This window comes from Microbacterium sp. Leaf159 (genome assembly GCF_001423615.1).
Lineage (GTDB): Bacteria > Actinomycetota > Actinomycetes > Actinomycetales > Microbacteriaceae > Microbacterium.
In genome coordinates this window covers 842,613-856,403 of sequence record NZ_LMOU01000001.1, presented here as the reverse complement: position 1 = coordinate 856,403, position 13,791 = coordinate 842,613, and the positions used below count along the sequence as shown (strand labels likewise).

The 13,791-nt window shown below is 68.3% G+C and carries 12 protein-coding genes; 9 read left to right on the top strand and 3 right to left on the bottom strand.

Annotated elements, in window-relative coordinates; all coding sequences use genetic code 11:
• Positions 1 to 11: 11 nt before the first annotated feature.
• The 6 genes from atpD to ASF80_RS04170 all read left to right on the top strand — a co-directional run bounded on the left by atpD (position 12) and on the right by ASF80_RS04170 (position 7,361).
• Positions 12 to 1,466, top strand: coding sequence for a F0F1 ATP synthase subunit beta (gene atpD / locus ASF80_RS04195; RefSeq protein WP_045255375.1), 1,455 nt, complete (start codon positions 12 to 14; stop codon positions 1,464 to 1,466).
• A 2-nt stretch (positions 1,467 to 1,468) separates the two neighbouring features.
• Entirely contained in the window at positions 1,469 to 1,729 is a 261-nt protein-coding gene (locus tag ASF80_RS04190) for a F0F1 ATP synthase subunit epsilon (protein WP_056308253.1), read from the top strand.
• Positions 1,730 to 1,806: 77 nt separating this feature from the next.
• Positions 1,807 to 2,553, top strand: coding sequence for a YaaA family protein (locus ASF80_RS04185; protein ID WP_056308251.1), 747 nt, complete (start codon positions 1,807 to 1,809; stop codon positions 2,551 to 2,553).
• Between the two features lie 116 nt (positions 2,554 to 2,669).
• Complete coding sequence (locus ASF80_RS04180; RefSeq protein WP_200934741.1) at positions 2,670 to 3,491, top strand: large exoprotein; 822 nt, start codon at positions 2,670 to 2,672, stop codon at positions 3,489 to 3,491.
• Positions 3,492 to 3,736: 245 nt separating this feature from the next.
• A complete protein-coding gene (locus ASF80_RS04175; RefSeq protein WP_056308249.1) occupies positions 3,737 to 4,534 on the top strand; it encodes a PP2C family protein-serine/threonine phosphatase in 798 nt (265 codons plus the stop codon).
• 58 nt (positions 4,535 to 4,592) lie between these two features.
• Entirely contained in the window at positions 4,593 to 7,361 is a 2,769-nt protein-coding gene (locus ASF80_RS04170) for an FtsK/SpoIIIE domain-containing protein (protein ID WP_056308247.1), read from the top strand.
• Positions 7,362 to 7,423: 62 nt separating this feature from the next.
• Here the strand turns inward: ASF80_RS04170 and ASF80_RS04165 are convergent, their stop codons facing one another.
• Positions 7,424 to 8,446, bottom strand: a complete 1,023-nt coding sequence (locus tag ASF80_RS04165) for an asparaginase (RefSeq protein ID WP_056308245.1) — start codon at positions 8,444 to 8,446, stop codon at positions 7,424 to 7,426.
• Between the two features lie 58 nt (positions 8,447 to 8,504).
• On the opposite strand from ASF80_RS04165, the gene ASF80_RS04160 reads away from it, so the two are divergent.
• Positions 8,505 to 8,996: an OsmC family protein gene (locus tag ASF80_RS04160; protein ID WP_056308243.1), complete on the top strand. Its 492-nt coding sequence runs from the start codon at positions 8,505 to 8,507 to the stop codon at positions 8,994 to 8,996.
• An 85-nt stretch (positions 8,997 to 9,081) separates the two neighbouring features.
• Here ASF80_RS04160 and ASF80_RS04155 read toward each other — a convergent pair whose 3' ends face one another.
• Complete coding sequence (locus tag ASF80_RS04155) at positions 9,082 to 9,861, bottom strand: lysophospholipid acyltransferase family protein (protein WP_056308242.1); 780 nt, start codon at positions 9,859 to 9,861, stop codon at positions 9,082 to 9,084.
• A 123-nt stretch (positions 9,862 to 9,984) separates the two neighbouring features.
• Here ASF80_RS04155 and ASF80_RS04150 point away from each other — a divergent pair, with 123 nt between their 5' ends.
• Both ASF80_RS04150 and dxr read left to right on the top strand, forming a co-directional pair.
• Entirely contained in the window at positions 9,985 to 10,968 is a 984-nt protein-coding gene (locus ASF80_RS04150; RefSeq protein WP_056308239.1) for an FKBP-type peptidyl-prolyl cis-trans isomerase, read from the top strand.
• A 37-nt stretch (positions 10,969 to 11,005) separates the two neighbouring features.
• Positions 11,006 to 12,088 carry a 1-deoxy-D-xylulose-5-phosphate reductoisomerase gene (gene dxr / locus ASF80_RS04145; RefSeq protein ID WP_056308238.1) on the top strand — a complete coding sequence of 361 codons (1,083 nt, stop codon included), beginning with the start codon at positions 11,006 to 11,008 and terminating at the stop codon, positions 12,086 to 12,088.
• 42 nt (positions 12,089 to 12,130) lie between these two features.
• On the opposite strand, the gene ASF80_RS04140 is transcribed toward dxr, so the two are convergent.
• On the bottom strand, positions 12,131 to 13,753 hold the full coding sequence (locus ASF80_RS04140) for a Mur ligase family protein (RefSeq protein ID WP_056308236.1): 1,623 nt from the start codon (positions 13,751 to 13,753) through the stop codon (positions 12,131 to 12,133).
• Positions 13,754 to 13,791 lie beyond the last annotated feature (38 nt).

The window sequence follows — 13,791 nt, the reverse complement described above, 5'->3', positions numbered from 1 at the left end:
AAGAGACGAAAATGACCACCACCGCCACGGCTGACCAGCCGGCGACCGCGGTCGTCGGGCGCGTCGCACGCGTCAACGGTCCGGTTGTCGACATCGAGTTCCCGCACGACTCGATCCCCGACATCTACAACGCGCTGAAGACCACGATCACGATCGGCGACGAGTCCGTCGAGATCACGCTCGAGGTCGCTCAGCACCTCGGCGACGACCTCGTTCGCGCCATCGCCCTGAAGCCGACCGACGGCATCGTCCGCGGCCAGGAGGTGCGCGACTCCGGTGAGGCCATCTCGGTCCCCGTCGGTGACGTCACCAAGGGCAAGGTCTTCAACGTGATCGGCGAGGTCCTGAACCTCGAGCCCGGCGAGACGATCGAAGTCACCGAGCGCTGGCCGATCCACCGCAAGGCTCCGAACTTCGACCAGCTCGAGTCGAAGACCACCATGTTCGAGACCGGCATCAAGTCGATCGACCTCCTGACGCCGTACGTGCTCGGTGGAAAGATCGGTCTGTTCGGTGGCGCCGGTGTCGGAAAGACCGTCCTCATCCAGGAGATGATCCAGCGCGTGGCGCAGGACCACGGTGGTGTGTCGGTGTTCGCCGGTGTCGGTGAGCGCACCCGTGAGGGCAACGACCTCATCCACGAGATGGAAGAGGCGGGTGTCTTCGACAAGACGGCCCTCGTGTTCGGCCAGATGGACGAGCCGCCGGGAACGCGTCTGCGCGTCGCGCTCTCGGCTCTGACGATGGCGGAGTACTTCCGTGACGTGCAGAAGCAGGACGTGCTGCTCTTCATCGACAACATCTTCCGCTTCACGCAGGCCGGTTCCGAGGTCTCCACGCTGCTGGGCCGCATGCCCTCCGCCGTGGGTTACCAGCCGAACCTCGCCGACGAGATGGGCCTCCTTCAGGAGCGCATCACCTCGACCCGTGGCCACTCGATCACCTCGCTGCAGGCGATCTACGTGCCCGCCGATGACTACACCGACCCGGCCCCGGCGACGACGTTCGCCCACCTCGACGCCACCACGGAGCTCTCGCGTGAGATCGCGTCGAAGGGTCTGTACCCGGCCATCGACCCGCTGACCTCGACGTCGCGCATCATGGACCCCCGCTACTTGGGCGAGGACCACTACCGCGTCGCCACCACGGTGAAGCAGATCCTCCAGAAGAACAAGGAACTGCAGGAGATCATCGCCATCCTCGGTGTCGACGAGCTCTCCGAAGAGGACAAGATCGTCGTGTCGCGTGCACGTCGCATCCAGCAGTTCCTCTCGCAGAACACCTACATGGCCAAGAAGTTCACGGGCGTCGAGGGTTCGACCGTCCCGCTCAAGGAGACCATCGAGTCCTTCGATGCGATCACGCGCGGTGACTTCGACCACGTCGCCGAGCAGGCCTTCTTCAACGTCGGTGGCATCTCCGACGTCGAAGAGCAGTGGGCGAAGATCCAGAAGGAGAACGGCTGACCATGGCGCTGCATGTCAGCCTCGTCTCCGCAGACGCGGAGGTCTGGACGGGAGAGGCGAGCCTCGTGGTCGCCAAGACCGTCGAAGGTGAGATCGGCTTCATGACCGGCCACGAGCCGGTTCTGGCGATCCTCGCCCAGGGCGAGGTCCGCATCACGCAGACGGACGGCACCAAGGTGCTCGCCAACGCACAGGACGGGTTCCTCTCGATGGAGAGCGACGTCCTGACGATCGTGGCGGGCAACGCGGCTCTCATCGCCTGATCAGTTCAGTTCATCGCGTCCGCCTCGGCGCCCCCAGTGGGAGCCGAGGCGGACGCGTCTGTATCCCCAGAGGTCCCATGAAGATCCTGCTTCCTCCGTCAGAGACGAAGCGCCCCGGCGGGAACGGCGCCCCCCTCGATGTCAGCGCGCTCGCGCTTCCCGGTCTGCACGGCGAACGTCATGCCGTGATCGACGCGCTCGTCGATCTCGCAGCCGACGAGGCGGCCGCACTCAAGGTGCTCAAGCTGAGCCCGAAGCAGGCGGCTGACGTGGTCCACAACCGGATGCTGCGCTCCGCCGCGACGATGCCCGCGGTGGATCGCTACACAGGAGTGCTCTACGATGCCCTCGACGCACAGACGCTGTCGTCGGCGTCCCGACGCTGGCTCGGATCGCATGCGTGGATCCATTCGGCGCCGCTCGGGCCCATCGGTGCTCTCGACGCCATCCCGCCATACCGGCTGGCGGCCGGCACATCGTTGCCGGGACTGTCGGCGCTTCGCCGTCACTGGGCGGACGCGACGACCGAGGCGATAGCGGGGGAGGACCCGGCGTTCGTCCTCGACCTGCGAAGCGAGGCCTACGTCGCGCTCGGGCCGGTGCCTGCCTCCGTCCCCTCCGCGTACGTGCGGGTGGTGACCGAGCATGGGCGTGCGCTCAACCACTTCAACAAGAAGTCCAAAGGGCTGCTGACCCGGGCGCTTGCCGAAGACCGCCCGCGCGTGCGGTCGGTGCGCACCCTGCGTACCTGGGCCGAGTCGCGAGGTATCGTGCTCCGAGACGCGCCGGAGCCCGGAATCCTGGAGTTCGTCGTCTCCGAGTGACACAGCGTCACACAGGCGGCCTCTCCTGCGTGTGTCGTTGCCCCGTATATCGCGACCCCGCTATGGTGGGTGTCGCGGCGCGCAAGGCGTCTGCTCCATCGGATCCGGAGGGGTTCATGTTCTCATTTATCGGCGACGTAAGCGCGGCGATCGCGTCATCGTATAACTACGACGGGGGCGGGGCCGCAGCGGCCGCCTTCTGGGCGATCTACGCCATCTTCATCTTCGTCTTCGCCGTCGGCGGCTACGTGCTCAGTGCACTGTTCCTCATGAAGATCTTCGAGAAGGCGGGCGTCGAGGGCAAGTGGCGTGCCTGGGTTCCGTATTACAACCTCATGATCTTCTTCAAGCTCGGCGATGTGAGCCCGTGGCTCGTCTTCGCCAGCCTGCTAACCTGGATCCCGGTTCTCGGCTGGTTGGTCGGCATCGGATTCGCGATCGTCGCGGTCCTCGCCGCGTGGCGCGTCGGTCTCAAGCTGCAGAAGGACTCCGTCTGGGTCATCCTGTACGTCTTCCTCTCTCTCGTGTGGCTCGGAATCAACGCCTTCGACAAGTCGCGCTGGAACCCGAACATCGCTCCGGCATCGTGGGCGAACAACGGCTTCCTCGCCGACCGCACCGTCTGGCAGGGCATCCCCGTGCAGCCGCGTCCGGCGGCCGGCCCCGGCTACGGCGCCCCTCAGGGCTACGGCGCTCCCCAGGGCTACGCACCTCCTGCTCCTCAGGGCTACGCGCCCCCGGCTCAGCCCGGCTACGCGCCGCCCGCTCAGCCGGGCTATGCGCCTCCCGCTGCTCCGTCGGCGCCGTCGGCTCCCGGCGTGCCCCCGGCAGCACCGTCGACACCTCCTGCCGCACCGCAGGTCCCGCCGGCACCGCCCGCAGCTCCGCCGGCAGCACCGCCCGTGCCGCCGACGAACCCCACGCAGCCTCCGGCCTGATCACGTGATGCAGAGCCCCCGACTCCGGTCGGGGGCTCTGTTGCGTATTGGGATCGTGTTCGCCGATTCCAGGCGTGTCGGGTGAAGGCGATAGCGTGGGGGAATGCTCACGTCGCAGCGCCGGGTCGGCGCCACCGTTCTTCTCGCGTTGCCGAGACCCGGGCGCGGTGCGAGCGTCGTTGTGTCCACTACGATGTGTGAGTATCCCGGCGCGGCCCGACCCGCAGGAATTTCGGAGGCGACGAGTGTCTGACACGAGGACGAAGACGCGAAGCGTCACGGTTGCGCAGCGCACGCTGCTGCTCTCCTGGGCAGGAGTCACCGACGTCGGCAAGAGACGCGAGACGAACCAGGACGCGTTCTTCGCGGACTATCCCTTGTTCATCGTCGCGGACGGCATGGGCGGCCATGCCGGTGGCGAGATCGCGAGCCGAAGCACGGTCGACCGGCTCGAGGCCGTCGTCGCTTCAGGATCCGTCGAGCGTGAGTCCATCGAGGGTGCTCTCCAGCTGGCTGTCGGTGACATCGCCGACCACCCGGAGACGACCGACGAGGGGACGGGAACGACACTCACCGGAGTGTTCCTCGAGTTCGAGAATGACGAGCCGCACTGGGCCGCACTCAACATCGGCGATTCGCGGGTCTATCTTCTTCGCGACGACCGTCTCGTGCAGGTGACCACCGACCACTCGGTCGTCCAGGAGCTCATCGCCGCGGGCAAGATCAGCCCGGAAGAGGCCGAGGGGCACCCGTACAGCAACGTCATCACTCGCGCTGTCGGTGCGAGCGAGCTGACCGCTCCCGATTACGTCACTCTCGAGGTACGCGCCGGAGATCGTTTCGTGATCTGCTCGGACGGCCTCACGAAAGAGCTGACGGACTACGGGATCCAGCATTTCCTCCGTGAGCACGCCGATCCTGCGGCGGCTGTCGATGCCATGCTCGCCGCAGCTCTCGAGAACGGCGGGCGTGACAACGTGACGCTCGTCATCGTGCAGGTAGCGGACGAATCTTCCTCCACATCGGACGCTCCCACCGAATAGGTCCCGACTGCTGTGGAGGGCGCCCGACGCGGCCCCTCGATGGTGTCGACTGATCGGCATGGACTCCCTGCCGATCACGATCCCTGCTGCCCCCGCCCCGCCGCGCCGACCGCCGACCCCGTTCATCGCGGCGCTCGTGCCGGTGGTCGCCGGTGTGGTCCTCTGGCTCGTGACCGGTTCGCTCTTCTCGTTGTGCTTCGCGGCGCTCGGACCACTGATGATCTTCGCTTCGCTGATCGACGGTGCGCGCTCCCGACGCAAGGCGCATCGGCTGGCAGAAGCGGAGAGCGCCGTGGCCTGGTCGGCGGCAGAGGCCCAGCTCGCCCGGCTTCACGATGAAGAGCGTCAGATCCGCTGGCACCGGCAGCCGGACGCCGCGTCGTGCCTGGAGCAGTCCCCGCTGCGCGGACTCGATGCGCCCGAGGCGGGCACCGACATCGTCGTCGGCAGCGGAATCGCCCGGAGCACGGTCAGGGCGGCAGGAGGGGATGGAGAGCGCGAGCGGGAGTTCCGCTCGAGGTGCGGCCGGCTCGAGAAGGTGCCGATCGCCGTGGCTCTCGGTAGTGGCGTCGCGCTGCGCGGTGCTGCGCCGATCGTCGATGCCGCGGCACGAGCACTGGTCGTCCAGCTGTGTCTGCGGTTCGGCGCCGCGCAACTCGCGATCGTGGGAGACCATCTCGATGAATGGGGAGTGTCCGCTTTCTCTCATGCCGGGGCCGTTCGTCGCAGGGCGTTCCGGCTGGGCATCGCGCGGAGCGGTGATACGCGACCGGCGGTGGATGCGATGTTCTGGCTGCTTGCCCGCGACGACGACGTGCCGGAGGGCATCATCACGGTGATCGACATCGTCGAACCGCATCGCGCGACAGTGCGCACACCCGAGGGCATCATCGAAGTGTCTGCGGAGTGCCTGTCCCGCGCCCAGGCCGCAGTCATCGGCGAGTCTCGTGTCGACGACGCGGAGGATCTCGACGTTCTCCCCGCTGCAGTGCGGCTCGAGGATCTCACCCAACCGATGTCGCGGAGCGGGCTGCCGGCCGCGATAGGCAGGGGTGAGCGAGACGACCTGATTCTCGACATCGTCGACGATGGGCCCCACGCCATCGTCACGGGGACGACCGGCAGCGGCAAGAGCGAGCTTCTGGTGTCCTGGGTGACGGCCATAGCGAGCGTGCACGGCCCGGAGCGCGTGATCTTCGTGCTTGCGGACTTCAAGGGCGGAACCGCGTTCGAGCCGCTGCGGGCGCTCCCGCAGGTCGCGGCGGTGATCACCGATCTCGATGAACGGGGAGCACGGCGCGGCGTCTCGAGCCTGACGGCGGAGCTGCGTCGACGGGAGACGGTGCTTGCAGCGGCCGGCGCGCGCGACATCGGAGAGATCGTGATGCCGAGGCTGGTGATCGTCGTCGATGAGTTCGCTGCGCTGTTGCAGGAACACACCGATCTCGGTGTCGTGTTCACGGACATCGCCGCTCGCGGCAGAGCGCTCGGCATGCATCTCATCCTCGGAACCCAGCGCGCATCAGGGGTGATCCGGGACGCGCTCGCGGCGAACTGCCCGCTGCGGGTGAGTCTGCGTGTGGGTGAGGCCGCAGACAGTCGCGCGGTGATCGGCACGGACGCGGCCGCCGACCTCCCGGGTGGCGTGGAGTCGAGGGGGCTCGCTCTCGCCCGTCGCCCCCAGGACTCTGACCCGCTTCCTTTGAGGGTCGCCCTCACCGGCGCTGCAGACCTCCGTGCTGTCGCCGTGACCTGGGCAGGGGTCGAGACGCCTCAGAGCCCCTGGCTCCCCGCGCTGCCGGCGGTCCTTCCTCTGGCCGATCTGAGCCGCGAGATGCTCGCGCGAGGAGAGCTGATCCTCGGGCGGGTCGACGACCCGAAGCATCAGAGTCAGCCGCTCGAGGTCCTGACGGTCGGCTCGGATCGTGGCATCGCCCTGATCGGCGCTCCCGGCTCCGGCCGTACCTCGGCCCTGCGTGCTCTGGCGAGCCAGCATCCGGAGGCGCTGTGGATTCCTCGTGATCCGGAGCGCGCCTGGGACGCGGTCGTCGCACTCGTGTCGGGTCGTGCGCCGAGGCGTGAACTCGTGCTCTGCGACGACATCGATGCCCAGATCAACGACCTGCCGATCGAGTACGGACAGCATCTGGCCCAGCTGTGGGAGCAGGTTCTGCGCAGTGGCGGGGGCACCACCTTCGTGGTGACGGCGACGCGGGCGGCAGGGCAGGTCGGGAGGTTGCTCGACTCGTTGCCGAGACGTGGGCTGCTGCGCATGCCGAGCCGTGTCGATCATCTGGCCGCCGGCGGCGAGTCCGACGGCTACGACCGCGATCGTCCGCCTGGTCGCCTGCGAATGGGGGACCGTGAGTTGCAGATCACATGGGTTCCGGAGGAGAGACTCCGCCCGACGGGCCTGCGGCGCGCGACGGCGCACGCCGACGAGGATGCCCCGTGGAGTCCACGGTCAGCAGTGAACGCGCTCGTCACACCCGGCGCCGCCGTGGTCGCCGAAACACTGGCTCGTGCGTATCTCGAGTGCGATGTCCTGTCGGTCTCGGGCGAGCCGGTCGAGGCGGTGAACTCAGGTCGCCCGGTGATCCTGGTCGGCGAGTCGGACGGCTGGCAGCGTCACTGGGCTCTGTGGCAGCGGATTCGCGGTGAAGGCGAGGTGCTCGTGAGAGCCGAGAACCCGACGGACCTGCGGCAACTGGCGGGCGTACGGGAACTCCCTCCGTACTCGCGTCTCCATGCAGCACGAGCATGGTCGCTGTCGGGAGACTCCGCGCCCCGGCGAGTGGTGATCCCCGCGCTCGTCGGCACGCGGTGATGTCGGCGCACCCGAGGACGGTCGCGGCCTCCCTGAGAAGGATCAGCCTGGGGCGCGTGGCCTCAGATGCCGCTGCCGGGCCGGATGACTCCGACGTCCGCCCCTCCGCCGAGCACCTCGAGCGACAGCGCGGCACCGAGCGTCGCGACCTCGGCGTCGGTCAGTCCGCCTGCGCGTGCGAGGAGCGTCGCAGCGACGATCGTGGAGGCGCGGGCGCCGCCGTCGAGCATCTTCAGGGCGACGGTGGTGCCGTTCGGGGCGACCATGACCATGACGCCCTCGGCGCCACCCTTCGCGAAGACCCCGAGCTTCTCGATGGCGATCGTGTCAGGGCGACCGGGGCCGTCGATCGTCCAGGGGTGTTCGCGGACCGCGCGCACCAGCGAGCCCGCGACACGGTGCAGAGCGAAGGGGGAGCGGTCAGAGGCGGTCCCGATCCGGTGGATCGACCGGGCGAGGCCGGTCAAGGTGAGCGCATACACCGGCGCGCCGCATCCGTCGATCGCTGTGTGGGCGACCTTCTCGCCCGTGAGGCGCTCGATGACATCGCGGATGTGCACCTGGAGCGGATGCGCGGGATCGAGGTACCCGTCGGTGGGCCAGCCCGTGGCGACACAGGCCCGCAGCATCGCCGCGTGCTTGCCGGAGCAGTTCATACGGATCCGGGTCTGTGCCCCGTGCTCGCGCACCAGCTCGTCGCGGGCGGACGTGTCTCCGGGCCACGCGGGTGGGCAGGCGAGGTGGTCTTCGGTGAGTCCGCCTTCTGTGAGCACGTCGCGCACGACGGACGCATGCCGGTCCGTGCCGCTGTGGCTCGCGGTCGACATGGCGAGCTGCTCGCCTTCGAGAGAGGCGCCGGCCGTGATGCACGCCACCGCTTGGAGCGGCTTGAGGCTCGATCGCGGAAGGATCAGCGCATCCGCATTGCCGTGACGGGCGATGACGTCGCCGTCGGGGGAGAGGACCACGGCCGCTCCGGCATGGCGGGATTCGACGAACCCGCTCCGTTCGACCACGGCGAGTTCTACGGCATCCTGAACGGTGAGAGTCTCCAGCACCTCCCCAGGATATCGTCGGTTCGGCATGGGGCTGTGCCAGGGCAGAGCAGTTCCCGAGGTTCGCCGCGGCTGGCAGACTGTCGGCATGGCAGATCGTCCCGCGCCTCTCGGCGAGCACCGCTACTCACTCACGTCCACCTGGACCGGGAACTCCGGCACGGGCACCAGCGGTTATCGCGACTACCGCCGCGACGTGACGCTCGAGGTCGAGGGCAAGCCCGACGTTCTGGCATCCGCCGACAAGCCGTTCCGCGGCGACCCGTCGCGCTGGAATCCCGAGGACCTCCTGCTCGCCTCGCTCTCCGAGTGCCATCTGCTCTCGTACCTGCACGCCTGCGTCACTGCGGGTGTCGTGGTCGTCTCGTACCGCGACACCGCCTCGGGCATGATGCGTGAGGACGGCACGGGTGGTGGCGCCTTCGTCGAAGTGATGCTGCGCCCTGAGGTCGTGGTCGCCGATGCATCCATGATCGACGCCGCCGAGCGCGCACACGCACAGGCCAACGCGTGGTGCTTCATCGCGAATTCGATGAACTTCCCCGTGCGTCACGAGGCCACGGTGCGCGCACAGAGCTAGGTCCGCAGACGATGCGGGCGGTGTCCAGCCGCGGCGGACGGCGCCGCGCGACGGCCGAGATCAGGAGATCAGGAGATCCGAGACTTCAGCGTCGCTCGTGCGGGAGAGCCTGCTTGATCTTCTCGATCGTGCCCTGAGCCGGCGCCTCGTTGTACGCGTCGGCAAGCTCCTGCCCGGACAGCGCATGGATTGCCGCCATGATCTCGTCGGTCGCGAGCCGACGCGCGCGACCGCTCGTGGCGGGGCCGTGAGGGGAGAGATCCAGCGGCTCACCGAACCGCACGGTGATGCGTTCCTTGAGCGTCGGCACCTTGGCACCGACCGGCATCATCTTGTCGGTGCCGATCAGCCCCACGGGGACGACCGGTGCGCCGGTCTGCAGCGCGAGGAAGGCGACCCCGGTGCGTCCCTTGTACAGACGTCCGTCGGTCGAGCGAGTTCCCTCGGGGTAGAGCGCGACGGCGAGCCCTTCGTCGAGCAGCTGACGCTGCACCTCGAGTGCATCGAGAGCGGCCTTGCCTGCGCCGCGGCGCACCGAGATCGCCCCGATGGACTCGAAGAAGGTCTTGCTGAACCAGCCCTTGAGCCCCGGTCCTTCGAAATAGCTCGACTTCGCCAGGAAGTGCACGGGGCGCGGAGCCGCGACCGGAATCGCGATCGAGTCGATGAATGAGAGGTGATTGCTCGCGAAGATGACGGGGCCGTCTTTCGGGACGTTCTCCCTTCCCTCGATGCGAGGGCGGTAGATCGTGCGCGCGAGAGGCGTGATGAGGCTGCGGCCTAGCGCGTAAGCGAAACCGGCGTGACGAGGCTTCTCAGTCTCTGCGGGCGAGGATTCGGGCTCCACGGACTGCTCTGACGTCATCAGAGCAGATTACCCCCGGATCCATGCCTCGGTGGGAATGAAGCGCCAGAGCGCGCCTCCCAGCATCGACAAAGGGGTATGGGGGATGATGAGGTGTCCCGCCCGCGATCCTGAGGTCTCACTGTGCGCAAGCGTCCGCTCATCGTCCTGTCCACCGTCGCTGCGGCGACCCTGTTCCTCGCCGGGTGCTCCGGCGATGCTGCACCGGAATCGACAGGAACGCCCGATCCGTCGGCGCAGAGCTCCTGCCTCGCAGACCTGGCCTCGGGCGCAGGCTCCGACGCCGTGTCCGTCGAGGGCACCGGAGCCGACGCGAAGGTCACTGTTCCCGCAGATGCCGATCTCGCCGAAGCCCAGCGCTCCGTCGTGGTCGAGGGCGACGGCGACGACGTCATGCCCGGCGATCTCGTCTCGCTGCGCTACCAGCTCGTGGATGCCACGACCAACGAGGTGCTCAGCACCTCGGAGCGCGGCCCCGACGGCGTGCTGTCCGCTCTTCTCGCGGTGCAGCAGCCGCAGCAGATCGTGGACCCCACCCAGTCGACCGTCTTCACCGTCGCCGCGGAGTGCCTCCCGATCGGCTCGAGCATCGTTCTGACGCTGCCGGCCGCACAGGAGGGCATGAACCCGAGCGTCCTCTACGTCGAGACCATCGAGCAGCTCCCGAAGACCGCCTCCGGCTCTGATGTCGATGCGACCGAGGGCATGCCCACCGTCGAGCTCGACGATGCCGGCTCTCCCACCATCACCATCCCGGACTCGGATGCTCCTACCGAGACCGAGGTCGCGGTCCTCAAGCAGGGTGACGGAGCCGTCGTCGGCGCCGGTGACCTGGTCACCGTGCAGTATCGCGGAGTCAAGTGGTCGGACGGCACCGAGTTCGACTCGAGCTGGAGCCGCGACGCAGAGCCCTCGCAGTTCCAGACGAGCGGCGTCGTGACCGGCTTCAAGATGGCGCTCGAAGGCCAGCAGGTCGGATCCCAGGTCGTCGTCGCGATGCCCCCGAAGGACGGCTACGGCGCATCCGAGGGCAACGAACTGCAGAACGAGACCCTGGTCTTCGTCGTCGACATCCTCGCGACCACGCCCATCGAGCAGGCCCCGTAAGGGCTGAGGGGCCGAGGGCTTGCCATAGGCTGGCGGCATGCGTCGCATCATCGTCCTCGGCTCCACAGGTTCCATCGGCACGCAGGCGCTCGACGTCATCCGCGCCAATCCCCGTCGATTCGAACTCGTCGGCCTCGGTGCTGGCTCGAACGCGGAGATGCTCGCTGAGCAGGCCCAGACGTTCCAGGTCGAGAGCACGGCGCTCGGCGCCGCCGAGGCCGAACAGCTGGTGCGGGACGTCGATGCCGATGTCGTGCTCAACGCGATCACCGGATCCATCGGGCTCGGATCCACTCTCGCGGCGCTGAAGGCAGGGCGGACTCTCGCTCTCGCGAACAAGGAGTCGCTCATCGTCGGCGGCGAGCTCGTTCTCGCGGCTGCGGCCCCCGATCAGATCGTCCCCGTCGACTCGGAGCACTCCGCGATCGCGCAGGCGCTGCGCAGTGGAACCCACGCCGAGGTGCGACGTCTCGTCGTCACGGCATCCGGCGGACCGTTCCGCGGACGTTCGCGCGACGAGATGGCCGAGGTGACTCCGCAGGAGGCCCTCGCCCATCCCACCTGGGACATGGGCCGGATGGTCACCACGAACTCCTCGACGCTCGTGAACAAGGGGCTCGAGGTCATCGAGGCCCACCTGTTGTTCGACGTCGCCTACGACGACATCGAGGTCGTCGTGCATCCGCAGTCGATCGTGCACTCGATGGTCGAGTTCATCGACGGATCGACGATCGCCCAGGCGTCTCCGCCCGACATGCGTCTGCCCATCTCGCTCGGACTCGACTGGCCGAATCGCGTCGGCGGCGTGGGCCGCCCGCTCGACTGGACCCAGGCGACGTCCTGGACCTTCGAACCCCTCGATCACAAAGCCTTCCCCTCCGTCGCCCTCGCCAAGGCCGTGGGCCGTGCGGGAGCCACGTTCCCCGCGGTCTACAACGCCGCGAACGAGCAGGCGGTCGACGCGTTCCACGAAGGGCGACTGCCGTTCCTCGGGATCGTCGACACGATCGCACGGGTGGTCGACGCCCATGAGCCGCCGCAGACGCTCACGGTCGAGACCCTTGCCGAGGCCGAGGAGTGGGCTCGCCGCAAGGCGGATCAGTTGATCGCCAAGGCCTGAGACGACAATGGCCGCAGCGGTCGCTGCGGCCACTGACCGTGATCAGTCTTCGTCGGGATAGGGCACGGGCCAGTGCGAGTCCGGCACCGGCCATCCCGCTGCGCGCAGAGCACGGCGAGCGAGCTCGCGCGCCGAATAGGGGGTGCGCACTCCGCGGATGTCGCGGTAGTCCTGATGTCCGGGGCCGGCCCACAGGATCGAGTCGCCCTCGCCGACGAGGCCGACGGCGGCGACGATGGCCGCCTCGGGCGGCGAGTACTCGTGGATCTCCGCGTCCGGGCGTGCGCGGCGGGCTCCGGCGACCAGAGTGGCCCTGATCGATTCCGCGTCCTCGAAGCGAGGGTGGTGGTCCGTGACGACGAGGATGTCGCTGCCCTCGACGGCCGTGCGAGCCATGTCGTAGCGCTTGCTGGCGTCGCGGTCGCCGTCTGCGCCGAACAGCATCAGCACTCTGCCCGGGGTGACGCGGCGCACGGCTGCGAGAGTCTTCTCGAAGGCGTCGGGGGAGTGCCCGAAGTCCACGAAGACGACGGGGCCCGTGTCACCGGACACGAGTTGGGTGCGACCGGGCAGGTGGGCGTCGATGCCGCCGTCGCGCTCGAGGGCTGCCACGATGCGGTCCCAGGCATAGCCGCCCTCGAGCAGCATCACGATAGCCAGAGCGGCGTTCGCGGCCATGTGAGGGCCGATCACCGGAACGGTGGTCGTGAGGGATCCGGCAGGACCCGTCAGCGTGAAAGTGGTCCCTGACGCGCGTTCGTCGTCGATCTCTACGACCCAGTCGGCGTTCGCGGCGGCAGCGGGGTCGGCAGCGATGGACGGCGTCCCGACGGTGACGACCGGGATCTCCGCGCGCTCCACCACGATCGCCCCGTTGGCGGAGTCGAGGCAGACCACACCACGCGTCGCGCGGTCGGGGCGGAAGAGCGGGAGCTTCGCCTCGAAGTACTCCTGCATGTCGGCGTAGTCGTCGAGGTGGTCGTGGCTGAGGTTCGTGAATCCGGCCACATCGAAGCGGATGCCGTCGACGCGGTGACGCGAGAGCGCCTGCGCGCTGACCTCGACGGCCACGGCTTCGACGTCGCGCTCGCGCATCAACGCGAGCAGAGCGTGCATCTCGGATGCCTCGGGGGTGGTGAGTCTCGAGACGATGACCTCTCCCGCGATGTGCCGCTCTGCGGTCGAGGAGAGCCCGGTGATGACGCCGAGCTGGTCGAGGATGCCCTCGAGCAGGTGCGAGACGCTCGTCTTGCCGTTCGTCCCGGTGGTCGCGAACAGCAGCGGGAGAGGCTCGCCTGCTCCGGTGCCGTAGACCCAGGCGCTCAACGCGCCGAGAACCGCGCGCGGGTCGTCGACGACGATCACGGGCAGGCCTGCGGGCTCCGCGATCTCGGCGCCGGCCTCGTCGGTGATGATCGCGACGGCGCCCTTCTCGGCGGCGGTGACCGCGAATTCGGCACCGTGGCGGTTCACGCCTCGGATCGCGACGAAGGCCTCGCCGGGGCGGAGGTCGGCGGTGGCGAGCGTGATCCCCGACAGGGTGACACCGCTCACCTCCCCGCGGACGTCGCGCGCGAATCGAGAGGCGAGTTCGGACAGCTCACGCCGGGGCGGGTTCGCGGGGCGGAGCACGGGAGGCAGGCTCGGTTGTTGTTCAATCGACATGTCGCATCCATGATCTCACGGCTCCGGAGAGATCACGG